This window comes from Streptomyces sp. NPDC001980, from assembly GCF_040296885.1.
GTDB lineage: Bacteria > Actinomycetota > Actinomycetes > Streptomycetales > Streptomycetaceae > Streptomyces.
In genome coordinates this window covers 344,562-363,941 of sequence record NZ_JBEOYD010000006.1, presented here as the reverse complement: position 1 = coordinate 363,941, position 19,380 = coordinate 344,562, and the positions used below count along the sequence as shown (strand labels likewise).

12 protein-coding genes are annotated in these 19,380 nt (G+C 73.3%); 7 read left to right on the top strand and 5 right to left on the bottom strand.

Annotated features, from left to right (window positions below):
- Positions 1–216 (top strand): hypothetical protein (locus tag ABT137_RS12495; RefSeq protein ID WP_351706620.1); only part of this gene is annotated, 216 nt, incomplete at its 5' end.
- A 319-nt stretch (positions 217–535) separates the two neighbouring features.
- Here the strand turns inward: ABT137_RS12495 and ABT137_RS12490 are convergent.
- Complete coding sequence (locus ABT137_RS12490; RefSeq protein ID WP_351706617.1) at positions 536–1,084, bottom strand: MarR family winged helix-turn-helix transcriptional regulator; 549 nt, start codon at positions 1,082–1,084, stop codon at positions 536–538.
- Between the two features lie 141 nt (positions 1,085–1,225).
- Between ABT137_RS12490 and ABT137_RS12485 the strand changes: the two genes are divergently transcribed.
- Positions 1,226–2,500, top strand: a complete 1,275-nt coding sequence (locus ABT137_RS12485) for an MFS transporter (protein WP_351706665.1) — start codon at positions 1,226–1,228, stop codon at positions 2,498–2,500.
- A 91-nt stretch (positions 2,501–2,591) separates the two neighbouring features.
- Here ABT137_RS12485 and ABT137_RS12480 read toward each other — a convergent pair whose 3' ends face one another.
- Positions 2,592–4,238, bottom strand: coding sequence for an ATP-binding SpoIIE family protein phosphatase (locus ABT137_RS12480; protein WP_351706614.1), 1,647 nt, complete (start codon positions 4,236–4,238; stop codon positions 2,592–2,594).
- Between the two features lie 191 nt (positions 4,239–4,429).
- On the bottom strand, positions 4,430–5,809 hold the full coding sequence (locus ABT137_RS12475) for an NAD(P)/FAD-dependent oxidoreductase (protein ID WP_351706611.1): 1,380 nt from the start codon (positions 5,807–5,809) through the stop codon (positions 4,430–4,432).
- A 403-nt stretch (positions 5,810–6,212) separates the two neighbouring features.
- Here ABT137_RS12475 and ABT137_RS12470 point away from each other — a divergent pair, with 403 nt between their 5' ends.
- Together ABT137_RS12470 and ABT137_RS12465 are read left to right on the top strand one after the other, a co-directional pair.
- A complete protein-coding gene (locus ABT137_RS12470) occupies positions 6,213–6,995 on the top strand; it encodes a TetR/AcrR family transcriptional regulator (protein ID WP_351706608.1) in 783 nt (260 codons plus the stop codon).
- Between the two features lie 284 nt (positions 6,996–7,279).
- On the top strand, positions 7,280–9,145 hold the full coding sequence (locus ABT137_RS12465) for a sigma-70 family RNA polymerase sigma factor (protein WP_351706605.1): 1,866 nt from the start codon (positions 7,280–7,282) through the stop codon (positions 9,143–9,145).
- 16 nt (positions 9,146–9,161) lie between these two features.
- On the opposite strand, the gene ABT137_RS12460 is transcribed toward ABT137_RS12465, so the two are convergent.
- A complete protein-coding gene (locus ABT137_RS12460; RefSeq protein WP_351706602.1) occupies positions 9,162–12,467 on the bottom strand; it encodes an AfsR/SARP family transcriptional regulator in 3,306 nt (1,101 codons plus the stop codon).
- A 321-nt stretch (positions 12,468–12,788) separates the two neighbouring features.
- On the bottom strand, positions 12,789–14,867 hold the full coding sequence (locus tag ABT137_RS12455; RefSeq protein WP_351706599.1) for an asparagine synthase-related protein: 2,079 nt from the start codon (positions 14,865–14,867) through the stop codon (positions 12,789–12,791).
- A 748-nt stretch (positions 14,868–15,615) separates the two neighbouring features.
- On the opposite strand from ABT137_RS12455, the gene ABT137_RS12450 reads away from it, so the two are divergent.
- The 3 genes from ABT137_RS12450 (at position 15,616) to trmB (ending at position 19,379) form a co-directional block, all read left to right on the top strand.
- Positions 15,616–17,040 (top strand): NsdA family TPR-like regulatory protein, encoded by a 1,425-nt coding sequence (locus tag ABT137_RS12450; RefSeq protein ID WP_351706596.1) that lies wholly within the window; start codon positions 15,616–15,618, stop codon positions 17,038–17,040.
- Positions 17,041–17,220: 180 nt separating this feature from the next.
- On the top strand, positions 17,221–18,441 hold the full coding sequence (lhgD, locus tag ABT137_RS12445) for an L-2-hydroxyglutarate dehydrogenase (RefSeq protein WP_351706593.1): 1,221 nt from the start codon (positions 17,221–17,223) through the stop codon (positions 18,439–18,441).
- Positions 18,442–18,482: 41 nt separating this feature from the next.
- Entirely contained in the window at positions 18,483–19,379 is an 897-nt protein-coding gene (trmB, locus tag ABT137_RS12440; RefSeq protein ID WP_351706590.1) for a tRNA (guanosine(46)-N7)-methyltransferase TrmB, read from the top strand.
- Position 19,380 lies beyond the last annotated feature (1 nt).

Sequence of the window (19,380 nt, the reverse complement as noted above, 5' to 3'; positions counted from 1 at the left end):
CTGGCGTTGACTTTTGGCACGCTGTTGAGTTCTCAAGGAACGGTCGCTTCCTTTGTACTCACCCTCTCGGGCTTTCCTCCGGGCTTCCCTTCGGTCTTGCGTTTCCGACTCTATCAGATCTTTTCTCGATCCGATTTCCTCGGTGCTTTCCAGGTTCCCGCTCTCGCGTTTCCCTTTCCGGCGGTTCCGACTCTATCAGATCCTTTCGGCGTCTGATTCCCAGTCAGCGGGTGTTGCCTTCCCGGCCGTTGAGCCGTTCCGACGTCCCAAACCCTAGCGGATCCGCTCCGCGATTCCCAATCGGGCCTCGCGGTCCGATCGGGCACCACTGAGACCCGAAATCGAATTGAATTCGGGCACGCCGAAATCAACCCGGTCGGGAGATCGTGCTGCTGGTTTGGGTGCCGCTCATGCGGCGGAGGTGCTGTCGCAGAACCGTTACGGCTCCGCGGCAACCCGGAGAACATTACGGGGCGGGCAGGGGGGCGTCAACCCTCCCTGTCAAGATTTTTTCCACGGCCCGCTCACCCGGGCGTCAGTCCAGGTCGGTGAGCCGGCCGCCGGCGTCGGGCTGGGCGTGCTCCACGCGGCGGAGCAGCCGGGTGAGGACCTCGCCGAGCACCGCGCGCTCCGCCGGAGAGAGGTCCTGGAGCAGATCCTCCTCGAAGACGGAGGCGAGGCGCATGGCCTCCAGCCACTTCTCACGCCCTTCGGGGGTCAGCTCGACGATCACCCGGACGCGGTTGTACTCGTCCCTCTCCCGGGTGACGAGCCCCTCGGCGACCATCCGGTCGATGCGGTGGGTCATCGCGGCCGGGGTGAGGCCGAGGCGCTTGGCCAGTTCGCTGGGGCCCATGCGATAGGGCACCCCGGAGAGGACGAGGGCCTTGAGGACCTCCCACTCCGCGTTACTGATCCCGAGGGCGCCGGTCTGGCGGCCGTAGGCGACGTTCATACGGCGGTTGAGCCGGGACAGCGCCGAGACGATCTTCTCGACCTGGGGGTCGAGGTCCTGGAACTCGCGCTGGTAGGCGGCGATCTGCTCGTCGAGCGTCGGCTCGGCGGCGCCGGTGGTGTCGGCCATGGTCCGAAGTATCGCACGGACACGCTTGGCGTTGAAGTCCTTCGCGATGTAGTCTTTAGCTTCAAACTTTAGCTTCAAAGTCTTCAGGCTTCAGCAGTCCGTCGACTTGACGACCTGAGAGAGGTGAACGTGACCAGGGCGATGGGCGCAGCGATGCGCCGGATCCACGTGGGCAACGCACTCAGCGCGTTCGGGCTCGGTTTCACCGTCCCGTACCTGTACGTCTATGTGGCGCAGGTGCGGGGGCTCGGTGCCATGACGGCGGGCGTCGTGCTCGCCGTCTTCGCCGTGGCCGCGCTGATCGTGCTGCCGTTCGCCGGCCGGGCGATCGTGCGGCGCGGCCCACTGCCGGTCCTCCTCACCGCCCTGGTGACGGCCGCTGTCGGTGCGCTGAGCCTGGGGCTGGCGGGGAGCGGTCCGGCCGTGCTGGCCGCGGCGGCGCTGCTCGGGGCCGGACAGGCCGTGATGCAGCCGGCACTGGCGACGATGATCGTGGGCTGCTCGACGGCGGAGACCCGGTCCCGGGCCTTCGCGACGCAGTTCTTCCTGCAGAACCTGGGGCTGGGTGTCGGTGGCCTCATAGGCGGCCACCTCGTCGACACGACCCGGGTCTCCTCCTTCACTCTCCTCTTCGCGATCGAGGCGGCGATGTTCCTGCTGCTGGTCGTCGTGATGGCGACGGTGCGGCTGCCGCACTCGCCGCGGATCGCGGACGCGCCGGCCGCGTCGTCGGCGAAGGGCAGCTGGAAGCAGTTGCTCGGGAACCGGGCGATGGTGCAGCTGTCCGTGCTCGGCTTCGTGCTGTTCTTCGCCTGCTACGGGCAGTTCGAGTCCGGGCTGAGCGCGTACGGCGTCGAGGCGGCGGGGATATCCACGTCCGCGCTGGGGACCGCGCTGGCGGCGAACACGCTGATGATCGTCGTCGCGCAGTTCGCCGTGCTCAGGTTCGTCGAGCGTCGGCGGCGGTCACGGGTGATCGCCGGGGTCGGGCTGATCTGGGCCGTCGCGTGGGTCGCGGCCGGGTACGCGGGGCTGGGGCACGGCAGCCAGGAGATGGCGACGGCCGCGTTCGTCTCGACGTACGCGCTGTTCGGGCTGGGTGAGGCGATGCTGTCGCCGACGGTGGCTCCGCTGGTGGCCGACCTGGCGCCGGAGGGGATGGCCGGGCAGTACAACTCGGCGTTCGCGCTGGTCAAGCAGCTGGCACTGGCGGTGGGGCCGGCGGTGGGCGGGCCGCTGGGGGCGTCGCTGCCTGCGCCGTACGTCGTGACGTTCCTGCTGTTCTCGCTGGGGATCAGTGTCCTGGCGGTGCGACTCGGGAAGCGGCTGACCGACGTCCAGGACCGGCCTTGGCTGGCTGCGAGGAGCAGGGTCGTGGCGCGGGGTGGGGCGGCTTCGGAGTCCGTGTCAGCGTAGTGGGGGGCTAGGAAGCTGACCCGACTGCAGCGCCCCGTAGGGGCGCTGGGGGTGCCCTCAGCCGAGACACAAGGGCCGCACCCCTACAGCGCTACCCCTTCGGCAGTACGAACTCGCACCACACCGCCTTCCCGCCCCCGGGTGTCCTTCTCGACCCCCACCCCGAAGCGATCGTCGCCACGATCGCGATGCCCCTGCCCGACTCGTCGCCCGGTTCCGCGCGGCGGCGGCGCGGGAGATGGTCGTCGCCGTCCGTGACCTCGATGATCAGTCGGCGGTCGGTGCGGCGAAGCCGCAGCCGCATGGGCGGGGTGCCGTGCTGGAGGGAGTTGGCGACCAGTTCGCTCGTGGCGAGGACGCCCAGGTCGTGGAAGTCGGCCGGGAAGCGCCAGCTGGTCAGCACGCCGGAGGCGAACGCACGGGCGCGGGGCGCTGCCTCGATGCCGCCGAGGAGTTCCAGCGCGGCGTTGCGGAACAGGTCGCTGTCGGGGCCCGTACGGGCCGGATGCTGGAGGACGAGGACGGCGACGTCGTCGTCGTGGTCGGCCGTGACGCCGGCCGAGCGGACCAGACGGTCGCAGATGACCTGGGGGGTGCCGGTGGCGCCTGCCAGTGCGTGTGCCAGGGCCTCGATGCCCTGGTCCAGGTCCGCGTCCCGGCGTTCGACCAGGCCGTCCGTGTAGAGGACGGCCGTCGAGCCGGGCCCCAGCGGTACCGAGGCGGACGCGTGGACCCAGCCGCCGGTGCCGAGCGGCGGTCCGGTCGGTTCCTCGGTGCGCAGCACGCCGCCGTTCTCGTCGCGGACCAGGATCGGCAGGTGACCGGCGGAGGCGTACACCAGGCGGCCCTCGTTGGGGTCGTGGACGGCGTAGACGCAGGTGGCGATCTGGTTCGGGTCGATCTCGGTGGCGAGGCCGTCGAGGAGTTGGAGGACCTCGTGCGGGGGGAGGTCCAGGCGGGCGTAGGCGCGGACAGCCGTGCGGAGCTGGCCCATGACGGCCGCCGCACGGACGCCCCGGCCCATCACGTCGCCGATGACGAGGGCGGTGCGGCCGCCGCCGAGGGTGATGACGTCGTACCAGTCGCCGCCGACGGCGGCCTCGGTGCCGCCGGGCTGGTAGGTGGCGGCGATGCGCAGGTCGTCGGGTTGTTCGAGCTCTTGCGGGAGCAGGCTGCGCTGCAGGGTCACCGCGGTCTCGCGCTGGCGGCGTTCGCTGGCGCGCAGCCGCTCCGCCGCCTCCGCGTGGTCGGTGACGTCGGTGGCGAAGAGGAGGACGCCGCCGTCGCGGTCGCCGTTCTCGGCGACCGGGGTGCAGGTGAACGTGTAGGTACGGCCGTCGAGTGCCTTGCGGGACTTGAGCGTGCGGGGCTTGCCGCTGCGCAGCACCTGGTCGAGGAGGGGGAGGAGGCCGAGTTCGGCGAGTTCGGGCAGGGCCTCGCGGGCGGGGGCGCCCGGGGGGCGTACGCCGAAGGCGGTCGTGTAGGCGTCGTTGACGTACGCGATGTGGTGGTCGGGGCCGTGGACGAGGGCGACCAGGGCCGGGACGTGGTCGAGGACGCCGCGGGCGGGCAGCTCGTCGACCGCGGGCACGCAGGGCGAGTCGTCGGTCAGTTGTTCGGCGCGGGCCGCGGGTACGGAGCCTTCCCCCCGCCGGTCCGGGGAGACCGCGTGCTCGGTCCGCGCTGCGGCGCGGCGCTGCGTTCCGGGGAGCCGGGCGCTCCAGCGCGTGAAGTTCACGAAACCTTGCCTCGTGTCGTCGTCTCCGGCCGGCTCGGGGAGCGGCCGGGGGCCGGGGGAAGTCCCCCGGTGCAGTTCTGGGGAGGAGCTGGGGAGAAGCCTTGTGCTCGGTCGGGGGCAGTCTGGCAGGGTGGCCGTCGGCGACGACATCCGTCAGACGCCGGGGCGGTCCGTGGAGTTCCTGAGTTCCGTCAGGACGACCCGTTCGAGTCGTCAGAGGGACTGTGAGGAGGCTTTCCACCGGCCGCGAGTTCGAACTCCGCTCGGGGATGTTCGAGTGATCCGAGCGAGACGATCTCCCGTTTGAAGAGCCCGGAGAGGGTCCATTCGGCGAGGACGCGGGCCTTGCGGTTGACGGTGGGCACCCTGCTCAGGTGGTAGACGCGGTGCATGAACCAGGCAGGGTAGCCCTTCAGCCTGCGCCCGTAGACCTGGGCGACGCCCTTGTGGAAACCGAGCGAGGCGACCGAGCCGGCGTACTTGTGGGCGTACGTGTCGAGGGCTTCGCCGCGCAGTGCGTGGACGATGTTGTCGCCGAGGACCCTGGCCTGGCGGACCGCGTGCTGGGCGTTGGGGGCGGTGTCGGTGCCGGGTTCGGCGGCGGTGACGTCGGGGACGGCGGCGGCGTCGCCCGCGGCCCATGCGTGGTCGACGCCGTCGATGGTCAGCTCGGCGGTGCATTTCAGCCGCCCGCGCGGGGTGCGCGGCAGGTCGGTGGCGGCGATCAGCGGGTGCGGTTTGACGCCGGCCGTCCAGACGAGGGTGCGGGTCGGGAAGCGCTGGCCGTCGCTGAGGACGGCGACGCGGTCCGCGCAGGACTCCAGGCGGGTGTCGAGCAGCACCTGGATGTTGCGGCGGCGCAGTTCGGTGACGGTGTAGCGGCCCAGCTCGGGGCCGACCTCGGGGAGGATCCGGTCGGTGGCCTCGACGAGGATCCACTTCATGTCCTCGGGCTGGACGTTGTGGTAGTACCGCGCGGTGTAGCGGGCCATGTCCTCCAGTTCGCCGAGGGCTTCCACGCCCGCGTAGCCGCCGCCGACGAAGACGAAGGTGAGGGCCGCGTCGCGGATCGCGGGGTCGCGGGTGGAGGAGGCGATGTCCATCTGCTCGATGACGTGGTTGCGCAGGCCGATGGCCTCCTCGACGGTCTTGAAGCCGATGCCGTGCTCGGCGAGACCGGGGATGGGCAGGGTGCGCGCGATCGAGCCGGGGGCGAGGACCAGTTCGTCGTACTCCAGGAAGGTGGCGCCTTTTCGCTCCTCGGCGGTGGCGAGGGTGGCCACTTCGGCGGTGCGCTTGGCGTGTTCGATGGCCGTCACCTCGCCGATGACGACATGGCACCGGTCCAGAACGCGCCGCAGGGGTACGACGACATGACGAGGGGAAATCGAACCCGCGGCCGCTTCGGGAAGGAACGGCTGGTACGTCATGTAGGGATCGGGGGTGACGACAGTGATGTCGACCTCACCCTGCCTGAGCTCCCGCTTCAGCCTCCGCTGCAGCCGCAGGGCCGTGTACATCCCGACGTAGCCGCCGCCGACAACGAGAATGCGCGCACGTTCCTTCACCATCCCATGACGCACCCGTGACTGTTGTTTGTCCACAGCCCCGGCAATTTGTGTGACCGGCGGGCGGCTTTCCGGGGCGCCGGGCGCACGCGCCGGGCCGGACGAAAGGGGCCAGGTCAGCGGGGGCGGGCAGGGGGACGCGAAGGCGCCGAATCGGGAGGTAAGCGACCCGTACTCCGATCGAGGGGCGCACCGTGCGGAACGTCCCCCTTCTGAATTGACAGCCTCTCAACTATGTTCGTGTGGCGACGGGGTGTAGGGGATGTGGTCGAACGGGTCGCGACGGGCGGTCCGCCCGGCCCGGGGTCCATGGATCGGTCATGGGTCGGTCGCAGTTCCGCTCGCTCCGGCCATCAGTGACGGGGAGAGTCTCCGGGGGGAGACGTCGTTAACCGGGGGAATACAAATGCACATTCAGGACACACATTGGGCATCGGCTTCCGCTCTGGCGGCCGGTGGCGGAACGGTGACCGCGGCGGCGGGCAACGGACGCGGTGACGGGCCGCGTACGACGCCGTTGCGGGTGGACGCACAGCGCAATCTGGAGCACGTGCTGCGTGCGGCGCGCGAGGTCTTCGGCGAGCTGGGGTACGGCGCGCCGATGGAGGACGTGGCGCGGCGGGCGCGGGTCGGGGTCGGCACCGTGTACCGGCGCTTCCCGAGCAAGGACGTGCTGGTACGGCGGATAGCCGAGGAGGAGACCTCCCGGCTGACCGACCAGGCGCGGGCCGCGCTCGGGCAGGAGGACGAACCGTGGTCGGCGCTGTCGCGCTTCCTGCGGACGTCGGTGGCGTCGGGAGCGGGGCGGCTGCTGCCGCCGCAGGTGCTCCGGGTCGGGGCGCCGGAGGAGGTCGGCGGCGGTGCCGTGGCCGGCTCCGGGGCCGAGGAGGCCCGGGTGCCGCAGCAGCGGACGCAGCCGGGAGCCGCGGAGTTGCGGCTGGTCTCGGAGGAACGGGAGCCGGTGGCCGGCGCCGACGACGACGCGGGGGCGGCCGCGCTGCTCGACGTCGTGGGGCGGCTGGTGGAACGGGCGCGGGAGGCCGGTGAGTTGCGGCCGGACGTCTCCGTCTCCGACGTGCTGCTGGTGATCGCCACGGCGGCGCCGTCCCTGCCGGATGCCGCGCAGCAGGCGGCGGCTTCGGCTCGGTTGCTGGAGATTCTGCTGGAGGGACTGCGGTCCCGGCAGTGAGGGTGGCTTGCGGTGCGCGCGGGAGCGCTGCGGCGTGTGCCGTGTGATGGCTGCGTGATGGCCGTGGGTGGGTGCGGGTTGGCTGTGGCTGATCGCGCCCACTCGGCGGCAGCCGCACATCAAACACAGCCCCGTGCCCCTTACGGGGCGCTGTAGTCCCGCACGCCTGTCGGCTTTTCCCCTTCCGGGTGACCGTTTCGTCGCTCGGGGGCCCGGGCAAAAGGCGGTGTGGCAGTCTGAGCCGGTGATTCGGTCGGTCGGGCAGGCATCGGGGGCGTTCCGCGATGAGCGTTGACGGGTGGGACGAGTCCCTCGGTGAGGAGACGACCTCGCCGCAGGTGCCGAGCCAGGGCGGGCGGGCCGCTCGGCCGCCGGCCGGCGAACCGCCGGAAGGGAACGTTCCGGCACAGCGTGACGGGAGTGCCCTGCCGCCGCCCCGGGAACTGCCGCATCCCGACAGCCAGTTGATCGAGCGGATGCGGGCCGGCGACGACTCGGCGTACGAGGAGCTGTACCGGCGGCACGCGGACGCGGTGCGGCGCTATGCGCGCACCTGTTGCCGGGACGGACACACCGCCGACGACCTGACCGCCGAGGTGTTCGCCCGCATGCTGCAGGCGGTGCGCGGTGGGTCCGGGCCCGAGTACGCCGTGCGCGCCTACCTGCTCACCTCCGTACGGCGGGTCGCCGCGCAGTGGATCAAGTCGGCCCGGCGTGAGCAACTCGTCGACGACTTCGCGCTGTTCGCGGCGCAGGCCGGGCGGGGCTCCGAGGTGTCGGACGACGACACACTGGACCTCGGCGCCGAGGTGCGCGCGATGCACGAGGCCGAGCAGTCGCTGGCGATGCAGGCCTTCCGTTCGCTGCCGGAGCGCTGGCAGGCCGTGCTGTGGCACACCGAGGTCGAGGACGAGTCGCCGAGCGAGGTGGCCACCCTCTTCGGGCTGGACGCCAACGGCACCCGGGTCCTTGCCAGCCGGGCCCGTGAGGGCCTCAAGCAGGCCTACCTCCAGGCCCATGTGAGCGCCGCCCTCGTCGACGACGAGGAGTGCGCCCGCTACGCCGACCAGCTCGGCGGCTACGCCCGCCGCAAGCTGCGGGTCCGCGCCGAGCGGGGCCTGCGCAAGCACCTGGAGGAGTGCGCCAGGTGCCGGCTGGCCGCCACCCAGATCGAAGAGGTCGCGAGCGGTATCCCGGCCGTCGTACCGGTCGCGGTCATCGGCTGGTTCGGGGCCGCCGGCTACGCCAAGGCGCTCGGGATCATCGCCGGGGGTGCCGGCGTGGGGGCCGCGGGTGCGGCCGCCGCGGCGAGCGGTTCGTCCGGCGGGGCGGGCGGCGGGGCCGGGGGCGCCGCGGCCTCGGAAGGGCTCGCGGGGCCGGTGAAGGCCGGTATCGCCGCCGGAGTGGTCGCGGCGGCGATCGCCGTGGTGGCCCTCGCCCTGACGAACGACGGCCATCCGGTCAAGGAGGCCGCCAGACCCACCCCGTCCGCGCCGGCCGTACAGCCCGGGACACCGACCCCCACCCCGTCGAAGAAGAAACCGGAACCCGAGCCGGTCGTCCTCGCCCCCGAACCGGCCCCGACCCCCACTCCGACGCCGACCCCGAGCCCGCGGCCCACTCCCAGCCCGAAACCGACCCCCACCCCGACACCCACGCCCACCCCGCCGAAACCGGCCCCCACTCCCCCACCGACGCCCACTCCACCGCCCGCCCCGGTCGTCTACCAGTGGAGCGAGCTGCGCTTCGACGTCACCGGCGACGGCACCCGGCCGGAGATGCGGCTCGGCGACAGCAGCTGGGTGTGGCAGCGGTACGGCGTGACGGTCGCCGGCAAGGAGTACGCGCACGGCGTCACCGTGCACGGCCGGTCCTCCGTCACCATCGATCTCAACCGGCAGTGCACCGCCTACGACGCGATGGCCGGCATCGACGACATGACCCTCGGCCTCGGCGAGGTCACCTTCGCCGTCTACGCGGACGGGGTGCGGCTGTGGCGGTCCGGGGTCGTCGAGGGCGGGCAGGCCGCCGTGCCCGTCCATGTGGACCTGACCGGGCACCGGACCGTACGGCTGGTGGTCGAACCGCGGACCGCCTTCGACACGGTGGCGCTCGCCGACTGGGCCGAGTCGAAGTTCACGTGCCGGTAGCGGCTGATGCCCTGGCTCAGCTGCCGGTGGCGGCCGTCGGAGTTCTGCTCAGTTCGCGCAGGGCGTCCTCCTCGGTGAGGGAGGCGCCGCGCGAGCGCTCGGCCGCGTAGCGCCGCGGGGTCAGCGTCGCGCGGGCGGCCGCGTCGACCTCCTCGGCGCGGGTGCGCTCCGGCTCGGGGCGGACGCTCTCGGCTCGCCAGTGGTCGGCCGCGGCGTACAGCCGTACCGCCCCCGCCAGATCGCCGAGCCGGGCCAGCAGGTCGGCGCCGACGTCCACCAGCGCCGCCGTGATCACCTCGGCGCACCGGTACTCCACCGCCTCGCGCAGCCCGTCGGCCACGACCGGCAGCGCCCGCGCGGGGCCGTGCTCCAGGGCCGTGAGCATGGCGTCGACGGCATGGATCGCGGCCATGAACTGCGGGGGCGCGGAGCCGGCCACCGTCAAGGTACGGGCGGTCTCGTAGTACTCGCGCGCCCTGGGCAGGTCCCCGTCGTCATGGGCCAGGAGCGCCCGAAGCACCGCCACGTACGCCTTCGACTCCGCCACCCCGTACCGGTCGGAGGCCTCGCCCGCCCGGTCGAGGGTGACCCGGGCACCCGCGCGGTCCCCGGAACGGAAGGCGATCTCGGCGAGCCGCGCGAGCAGGAACGGCGTCTCCGCGTACGCGCCGACCTCGTGCGCGAGCCGCAGCGCCTCCCGGTACTCGCTCTCCGCCGCCTCGAACCGGCCGCGCGCCATGGCCGCCTCGCCGGCCGCGCTGCACACCTGCGCCCCCATCCAGCGGTCCCCGACCCGCCGGCTGAGGACCCGCAGCTCGGCCAGGTCCTCGTCGACGCCCCGCAGGTTGCCGGGTGAGTCGACCAGGATGTGGGTGCGGTACATCAGGGTGACGCCGATCTCCCAGTCGCCGCCGTACTCCCGGCAGTTGGCGACCACGGCGGACATGTCCGGGGCGATGTCCACAGCGGGGCCGCCCAGGGTCCACGCGGTGAGCGGCCAGATGATGCCCGGCAGCCGCGCGGCCCGGGGACCGCCCGGCTCGAAGGCGGCCCGGACGAGCGCGACGTACCGCGGAGTCCGCTCGTCCGTCACCAGGTCCCGCTGGCCGGACTCGGACGCCAGGAACAGGTCGAGCATCCTGAGGTCCATACGCAGTTGGTACAGCGGGTGGCCGGCCTCGGCGTCGGGGGCGGCGAGGAGCGCGTCCACGGGGTCCGCCGCGTCGGCGACCACGCGCAGCTCCTCCGGACCGGCGCCCTCGGGCAGGGCGTCCCGGGCGACGCCCAGGCGCAGTACCGCGCGCACCGAGTCCGTCGCCTCCTGGCGGTAGTTGCGCAGCCACCAGAACCACATGACGGCGAGGACGATACGGCCCGCCTGCACCTCGTCGCCCGCGCGGACCGCACGGTCCAGGGCGGCCCGGATGTTGTCGAGGTCGGTCTCCAGGCGGCGGATCCAGGGGAGCTGCTCCCCGGAGCGCAGTCTCGGCTCCGCCTCCTCCACGAGCGCGCGCACCCACGCGCCGTGCCGCCGCTCGGCCGCCCCGCGCAGCACGGGGACCTCGGCGGCGCGCTCGACGGCGTACTCGTGGATGGTCTCCAGCATGCGGTAGCGCATGCCGCCGGTGCCCTGCGCGCCGTCCGCGCCGTCGGGAGTGGCGACGATCAGGGACTTGTCGACGAGCGCGCCGACGAGGTCGGCGGCCGGTCCGGTGCAGACGGCCTCCGCCGCCGTGAGGTCCCAGCCGCCGGCGAAGACGGACACCTCGCGCAGCATCGTCCGCTCCCGCTCGTCGAGCAGGTCCCAGGACCAGTCGACGACCGCGCGCAGGGTCTGCTGGCGGGGCAGGACCGTGCGACTGCCGGCGGTGAGCAGGCGGAAGCGGTCGTCGAGCCGGTCGGCGATCTGCCGGGGCGTCAGCAGTCGCAGCCGGGCCGCCGCGAGCTCGATCGCGAGGGGCAGTCCGTCCAGGCGCCGGCAGATCTCGTCGACGGCCGCCGAGTCGCTCGGCGCGGCACCGGCACCGGTCCCGGGGCGGACCGCGGCGGCGCGCTCCTCGAAGAGGCGGTGGGCCTGCTCGGGGGCGAGGGGCTCGACCGGGCGCACCGACTCGCCCGGGACGCCCAGGGGTTCACGGCTGGTGGCGAGGACGGTGAGTCCCGGGCAGCGGGTGAGCAGGGTCTCGGCGAGGGCGGCCGCCGCTTCGATGACATGTTCGCAGTTGTCAAGGATCAGGAGTTGGCTGCGCGGGGCGCAGTACTCGACGAGCAGGGCCGTGGGGTCCTTCTGCACGGTCGCCAGCTCGTTGGTCATGAGCACGGTCTCGCGCAGACCGAGGGCGCTGACCACCGCGCCTGGCACCGCCTCGGGCCGGTCGAGCGGGGCGAGCTCGACGAGCCATGCCTGCGGGAGCCCGGCGGCGGCCTCCTCGGCGAGACGGGTCTTTCCGGAGCCGCCCGGTCCGGTGAGGGTGACGAGACGGGCCCTGTGCAATTCGGAACGAACGGCTGCGAGCTCGGGTTCCCGGCCCACGAAAGAGGTAAGCCGCGGACGGAGGTTGCCGGTGCGGGACGGGAGCCCCTGAAGCGGGGTTGCCTCCTGCGTGAGCAACGACGCGTGCAGGGCCTGGAGTTCCGGGCCGGGGTCGGCGCCGAGGCCTTCGGCGAGGGTGCGGCGGGCGGTCTCGTACGCGGCGAGGGCGTCCGCCGGGCGGCCGGTGTCGCGCAGGGCACGGATGAGCAGGGCGTGCAGCGGCTCGTCGTACGGGTGGACCGTGGTGAGCTCGGTCAGCTCCGGTACGGCGTCGGCGGCTCGGCCGAGGCGGAGGCCGGCGTCGGCGCGGGCGCGGGTGGCTTCCAGCCGGAGCGCGGCCGGGCGGGCGGCGGCCGTGGTGCGGTCGGGGAGGTCGGCGAGGGCGGGGCCGCGCCAGAGGGCGAGGGCGTCGGTGAGGACGCGGTGGGCCGTCGCCGGGTCGCCGTCGGCCAAGGCCTGGGCGCCTTCGCGCACCTGCCGCTCGAAGACGTGCAGGTCGATGTCGTCCTCGGCCGCGGCCAGCCGGTAGCCGCCGGGGGTGGAGGTGATGCTGCCCTTGCCGAGGGCGCGGCGGAGCCGGCCGACGAGGGCCTGGAGGGCGGCCGGGGCGTCCTGGGGCGGGTCGTCGTCCTTCGCCCAGATCTCCTGGATGAGGGTTTCGGGGGTCAGGGTGCGGGCGGGGTGGAGGGCGAGGACGGTGAGCAGGGCGCGGAGGCGGGGGCCGCCGACGGGTACGGGGGTGCCCTGGTCGTCGCTGGCTTGGGCCACGCCCAGGATTCGGTACCGCACCGGGTCATTGTCGCCGGGGGCGGGGGAAGGGGCACGGGGTTTCGGCGCTGGGGGTTTCATGGTGCCCGGGGTGGGGGCTGAGGGCGGGGGGTGTCGCTCACCGGCGCTGGCCGGGTGCCGCAGCGACGCAGCCCGCAGCTGAGAAGCTGACGCGACTGCAGCGCCCCGTAAGGGGCGCTGGGGGTACCCCCAGCCGAAGGCTGGGGGAGGAACTGCGTGAGCAGCCCCCACCGGCCCGTGGCCGAAGCACAAGGGCCGCACCCCCGATGCGGGGGCCTGGGGGCGGCAGCCCCCGGATACGGCGGCCTCACCCCCGGAGGGTCACGCCCCCGACGCCAACGCCCCCCGCATCGGCCGTATCCCCGCAGGCACCGCACGCGCCCGTGCCGGTGTCCCCGTCCAGCACGTGCCGCGGCGGGAGAGGAGCCGGCGGAGCCACAGCTCCAGGGAGACCAGGTCGGCCAGGCCGTCCAGCGGCAGCGGCTCGCCCGCGGCCGCCGCGCGGAGCGCCTTGCGGACCACCCGCGCCTCCACCAGGCCCGCCTGCGCCAGCAGCGGCGTCGAGAAGAGGGAGATCAGGTCGTCGGCCGCCACGCGCAGCCCCGTGCGGGTGGCGGCCGCCGAGGACGCGTGGGAGGGGGCGCCCCAGCCCGGCGGGAGGTCGGTGACGCCGGCGCCCTCCAGGACCGTGCGAAGGATCGCCGCGCGGGCGCCCGGCTGGACGCGCAGCGCCTCGGGGAGCTCGCGGCAGGCACGGACCACCTGGTTGTCGAGGAAGGGCGTGTGGAGGCGCTGGGAGCGGATCTCGGCCGCCTGTTCCAGGACGCGGATGTCGGCCGCGTGGCGGGCCAGCACGGCACGCGCGCGATAGTCTCCGGGGCGCTGCCCGGGGCCGACGCCGGAGCGGTTCGCCGAACCCTGGAGCAGAACCGATACTTCAGCCAGCGCCTCACCGGTCAGCCAGCGCGCCGCGGGGCCCGGTCTCGCCCAGGTGAGTGCCGCGAGGGACGCGCCCACCGCGCCTCCGGGGTCGTCGAACCGGCGCCGCAGCAGGCGTTCGGCGAGCGACTCGACGCCCGCGCGGTACGGCGTACGCGCCAGGCGGCGGGCCGCGCTGTACACGCGCGCGGGGACCATCACCGAGCCGTCGGCCTTGGCGAGCGCGGCGACCGGGCGGACGAGGTGGCGGCGCTTTCGGTCCATCAGCAGGTCGGCGAGGCGCGCGGGGTGGGCGTCGAGGACCTGGCGGGCGCCGTAGCCGGTGAAGTGGTCGGCGCTGCCGGCGGCGAGCCGGGCGCGGTGCCGGGCCGCGAAGATCAGGGACGGGCCCGGTTCGTCGGTGAGGGGGCCGTCGAGGTCGGCGTAGGGCAGCATCTCCTCGCCGCCGGTGACCACCACGTGGTGCAGGCGCGGGTTGGCGGCGAGGGTGCCCGCGCGTTCGAGTTCGGCCTCGCGGCCGCCCACGGCCAGGTCGTTGAAGGTGACGGCGAGGAGGCGCTCGCCGGCGCCCGTGCCGTGGCCGAGGACCGTGCCGGGCATGCCGGGCAGGCCCGCGGCCAGCAGGGCGAGCGTCCCCGACGCCGGGCCGCCGGAGAGGTCGGCGCCGATGCCCGGAACCGGCATCCCGCGCGCAGCGCGACGCTCCGCCGGGCCCATGCCGGGTACCGGACCAGGGTCGATGTCCGGGACGTGCCGGGGTGCCGACAGCCGCGCGCGTACCGCTTCTACGAGTGCGTCCCGTACGGCGTCCACCGCGCGGTCGGGGTCGGCGGAGGGTGCCGCGACCGCGAGCGAGGCGACCTGCTCGTACCCGGCGACCTCGCGCGCCCCGGTGCGCAGGATCAGCGCATGCCCCGGCGGAATGCGCCGCACGCCCTCGTACGGGGTCGAGTCGTGCAGGGCGGCCGGTACGTCGGGGGCGGCGAGGAGGGCCGCGAGGTGGCCGTAGTCGAGGTTGGCCTCGATGAGGTCGGCGAGCGGGAGCGCGGCCGTGGCGTAGGCCGTACCGCCTGCCCAGGGGCTGTAGAAGACCGGGCGGGCGCCCGCGAGGTCGCCGCAGACGGTGACCCGGCGGCCGACCTGGACGACGGCGGTGTAGCTGCCGGGCCAGGCGGTGAGATGGCGGAGTGCGCCCCCGCGCGCCGTGAAGAGGCCGAGGCGCAGTTCCTCGTCGGTGGCGCCGCAGGTGCCGAGGACGGCGATGCGGTTCTGTGCGTCGGCCTTGATGACGCGGACCTCGTCGGGGCGCCAGTCGCCGACCGCCCAGAGCGGGTCGGGGTCGCCCCACAGGAGCTGGGAGCCGACGGGGTGGACGGTCTCGCCGTCGTAGCCCATGGCGCCGGCGGAGCCGATCGTGGCGGCACCGGAGATGGTGCTGCTCCATCCCACCAACCACCGCATCGACGCCTCCACAGGCTGTGGACAACCATGCACGGTACGAACCGGGTCCCCATGCTGCCATGAAGGACGCGGTCCGGAGGGGCGGTGGGGCCGCCTTTGATCCCTGGAAGATTTCACGTGGTTGCCGTGGAGTTGCCGCAGGGCGGGCCACACGCGCGTGCCGTGGAAGAGCCGCGGCGGGAGCCGGCCGTCGTACGGTACCGGGCGACCGCGACGTGAATGCGCCCCCTGTACGCTCCCCAAAAACGCCCTTCGCGCCCTCAATTGCCGTGGTAGGAGCGTTGAGTCGCCGAAAAAGGTGGGGTCGATTTTCGGCCAAATCGGCGACGGCCGCGCGGACTTGCGCACGCTCCGTACATGCTTTGCGCATCACACGCGCACGTGCTCGAACGCGCACAGTCCGGGAGGCGGGCATCGCCTCCCGGACCGGTCCGCCACCCGCGGGGATGAAGGTGGCGGTGTCCCCCAGCCCACTGGATCCAGTACAGCGGGCCGACCCACGCATCATCCATGGAACCGCTCCCCCGATGGCCGGAGAAGAGCGCACGGACGGGCGCACGGCCACACGGCGGGGGCACGTCGCGACAGGCCGTGCACGGTGCGTATACGGGCCGCACTCGCGTACGGACCACAATCCCGCCATCCGGAACAATGCCCCTTAACGCTTGGGATGCGGCGAACTACGCTGGGTTTACGAATGCCGCGTGGTTATGCCAGCGCGGCAGCCGTCTGTGTCGAGGGGTGGCGCATGTCCAGGGAGCAACGCGGGCCGAACGAAAAACTCGGCGCCGTTCTCGCCCTCGCGGGAATCAGCAACGCAGGACTCGCGCGACGCGTCAACGATCTTGGCGCTCAACGCGGGTTGACTCTTCGCTACGACAAGACGTCGGTGGCGCGCTGGGTGTCGAAGGGCATGGTGCCGCAGGGCGCCGCGCCACACCTCATCGCCGCCGCGATAGGCCAGAAGCTCGGCCGCCCGGTGCCGCTCCACGAGATCGGCCTGGCGGACGCGGATCCCGCCCCCGAAGTGGGCCTCGCCTTCCCCAGAGACGTCGGCCAGGCGGTGCGGTCGGCGACGGAGCTGTACCGCCTCGACCTGGCCGGCCGCCGGGCCGGTTCCGGCGGCATCTGGCAGTCGCTGGCCGGTTCGTTCGCAGTGAGCGCATACGCAACGCCCGCCTCGCGGTGGCTGATAACCCCCGCCGACAGTTCGGTCGCGCGCGAGGCGAACGCCGTGGACAGTGCAGGCGCACCGCTCAAAGTCGGCCACAGCGACGTGCAGAAGCTGCGGGAGGCCGCCGAGGACGCCAGGCGCTGGGACTCCAAGTACGGCGGCGGCGACTGGCGGTCGTCGATGGTGCCGGAGTGTTTACGTGTGGAGGCGGCACCGCTGCTGCTCGGCGCGTACTCCGACGAGGTCGGGCGAGCGCTGTTCGGGGCGAGTGCCGAACTGACGCGGCTGGCCGGGTGGATGGCCTTCGACACCGGACAGCAGGAGGCCGCGCAGCGGTACTACATCCAGGCGCTGCGGCTCGCCCGCGCGGCGGCCGACGTGCCGCTCGGCGGGTACGTCCTGGCATCGATGTCCCTGCAGGCGACGTACCGGGGCTTCGGCGACGAGGGCGTCGACCTCGCGCAGGCCGCCGTGGAGCGGAACCGGGGGCTGGCGACCGCGCGGACCATGAGCTTCTTCCGGCTGGTCGAGGCGCGGGCACACGCGCGTGCGGGTGACGCGCAGGCCGCGGGGGCCGCGCTGAAGGCGGCGGAGGGGTGGCTGGAGCGGGCGCGGGAGGGGGACAACGATCCCTCCTGGCTCGGTTTCTACGGCTACGACCGGTTCGCCGCGGACGCGGCCGAGTGCTACCGGGACCTGAAGGCCCCGCGGCAGGTGCGGCGCTTCACGGAACAGGCCCTTTCCAAGCCGACGGAGGAGTTCGTGCGGTCGCACGGGCTGCGGCTGGTCGTCTCGGCCGTCGCCGAACTGGAGTCGGGCAACCTCGACGCGGCCTGCGAGCAGGGGGTGCGGGCCGTGGAGGTGGCCGGGCGGATATCGTCCGCGCGGACGACGGAGTACGTGAAGGATCTGCTGCACCGGCTGGAGCCGTACGGGGACGAGCCGAGGGTGGTGGAGTTGCGGGAGCGGGCGCGGCCGTTGCTGATGGCGCCGGCGTGAGGGGCGCCCGGTCGTCTGCCGGGTTCTGTCCGGCCGGCGGGTGCGGGTGCGTGGGGGCTGGTCGCGCCCACGCGGCGGCAGCCGCACATCGCATACAGCCCCGCGCCCCTTACGGGGCGCTTCACCAACCGTGCGTTTGAAGTGGCTGTCAGTGGCGCAGTGCACTATCGAGCGTGGGAGGTGGTGCAGGTGTCTGCCGGGGTTGCGTACGACTGTGATGTGCTCGTCGTCGGGGGTGGGATCGTCGGGCTGTCCACCGCGTATGCGGTCACCCGTGCCGCGCCCGGGACCCGGGTCACCGTGCTGGAGAAGGAGGCCGGGCCGGCGAGGCACCAGACGGGGCGGAACAGCGGGGTCATCCACAGCGGGATCTACTACCGGCCCGGGTCGCTGAAGGCGCGGTACGCCGTCAAGGGCGGCGCGGAGATGGTCAAGTTCTGCGCGGAGTACGGCATCGCGCACGCCGTCACCGGCAAGCTGATCGTCGCCACCGAGCGGGCGGAGCTGCCCCGGCTGCACGCGCTCGTGCAGCGCGGCCGGGAGAACGGCATACCGGTGCGGGAGCTCGGGGCCGCGCAGATCGGGGAGTACGAGCCCGAGGTGCGGGGGCTCGCCGCCATACACGTCGGGACGACCGGGGTGGCCGACTTCGTGGGCGTCGCCCGGCAGCTCGGGGAGGCCTCGGGGGCGGAGATCCGGTACGGCGCCCGGGTGGTCCGCGTGGACCGGCGGCCGGAGCGGGGCGTGGCCGTGCTCACCTCGCGCGGCGACGTCGTACGCGCGCGCGTGCTGGTCAACTGCGCGGGGCTGTACTGCGACGAGGTCGCACGGCTGACCGGGGACGAGCCGGGGATGCGGATCGTGCCGTTCCGGGGGGAGTACTACGAGCTGGCGCGGCCGGAGCTGGTGCGGGGGCTGGTGTACCCGGTGCCGGACCCGGCGTTCCCGTTCCTCGGGGTGCATCTCACGCGCGGGATCGACGGGGGCGTGCACATCGGGCCCAACGCGGTGCCGGCGCTGGCCCGGGAGGGGTACGGGTGGGACGTCGTCCGGCCGCGGGAGGTCGCCGGGACGCTGGCCTGGCCGGGGGCCTGGGCGCTGGCGCGGCGGCACTGGCGGTACGGGGGCGGGGAACTGCTCCGGTCGGTGTCGAAGAAGGCGTTCACGAAGGCCGTACGGCGGCTGCTGCCCGCCGCGGAGGAGGGGGACCTGGTGCGGGCGGCCGCGGGGGTGCGGGCGCAGGCCGTGCTGCGGGACGGGACGCTCGTCGACGACTTCCTGATCAAGGAGGGGCCGCGGGCGGTCCATGTGCTGAACGCGCCCTCGCCCGCGGCGACCGCCTCGCTGCCGATCGGGCGGGAGGTGGCCCGCAGGGCGCTGGAGACGCTGGGCTCGGTGTGACCCCGTCGGCCGTCCCGCAGGGGCCGTAAAATCGACGCACTGTGTCTGACTCCCGCAACGCCCCCGAAGCCCCCCGGCCCGCCGAGAGCGGCCCCGCCGAGCACGCCCTCGGTGCGCACCCCGACCACGCCCCCGGGGTGTCCGTCCGGCACACCCGGGCCAAGGGGGAGCCGCGGTTCCCGGACGGGCCCAGGGCCGATCCGGCCGGGTCGCACTTCGAGCGGCGGATCCGCAGCTTCCAGCCGCGCCGCAGCCGGGTCACCGCCGGGCAGGCCGACGCGCTGCAGCGGCTGTGGCCCAAGTGGGGCCTGGACATCGACGGGCAGCGGGTCATCGACCTCGGCGAGCTGTTCGGGAACGGCGACCCGGTGGTGCTGGAGATCGGGTTCGGGATGGGCGAGGCGACCGCGCAGATGGCCGCCGAGGAGCCGGGCGTCAACATCCTCGCCGTCGACGTGCACACGCCGGGCCAGGGGAACCTGCTCAACCTCGCCGACCAGAACGGACTGTCCAACGTCCGCGTCGGGAACGGCGACGCGATCATCCTGCTCCGGGAGATGCTCACGCCGGACTCGCTGGACGGGCTGCGCGTGTACTTCCCGGACCCCTGGCCGAAGAAGCGGCACCACAAGCGGCGGCTGATCCAGCCGGAGTTCCTCGACCTCGCCGCGACCCGGCTGCGGCCCGGGGCGATCGTGCACTGCGCGACCGACTGGGAGCCGTACGCCGAGCAGATGCTCGACGTGCTCGACACCCACCCGGAGTTCGAGAACACGCAGGCCGACGGCGGTTTCGCGCCACGTCCGGCGCACCGGCCGCTGACCCGTTTCGAGGGCCAGGGACTGGACAAGGGACATGTGGTGAACGATCTGCTCTTCCGTCGCGTACAGCACCGGGTGCCGCAGAGCGAGCAGCACCGTCAGGAGTCACCTCGTTAGG

Bases quoted from the DNA above. Each gene is read 5' to 3' on its own strand.
- ABT137_RS12450 (WP_351706596.1), top strand. From the start codon at position 15,616: ATGTCCAGGGAGCAACGCGGGCCGAACGAAAAACTCGGCGCCGTTCTC.
- ABT137_RS12465 (WP_351706605.1), top strand. From the start codon at position 7,280: ATGAGCGTTGACGGGTGGGACGAGTCCCTCGGTGAGGAGACGACCTCG.
- ABT137_RS12455 (WP_351706599.1), bottom strand. From the start codon at position 14,867: ATGCGGTGGTTGGTGGGATGGAGCAGCACCATCTCCGGTGCCGCCACG.
- ABT137_RS12490 (WP_351706617.1), bottom strand. From the start codon at position 1,084: ATGGCCGACACCACCGGCGCCGCCGAGCCGACGCTCGACGAGCAGATC.
- ABT137_RS12485 (WP_351706665.1), top strand. From the start codon at position 1,226: ATGGGCGCAGCGATGCGCCGGATCCACGTGGGCAACGCACTCAGCGCG.
- ABT137_RS12475 (WP_351706611.1), bottom strand. From the start codon at position 5,809: ATGGTGAAGGAACGTGCGCGCATTCTCGTTGTCGGCGGCGGCTACGTC.
- ABT137_RS12470 (WP_351706608.1), top strand. From the start codon at position 6,213: ATGCACATTCAGGACACACATTGGGCATCGGCTTCCGCTCTGGCGGCC.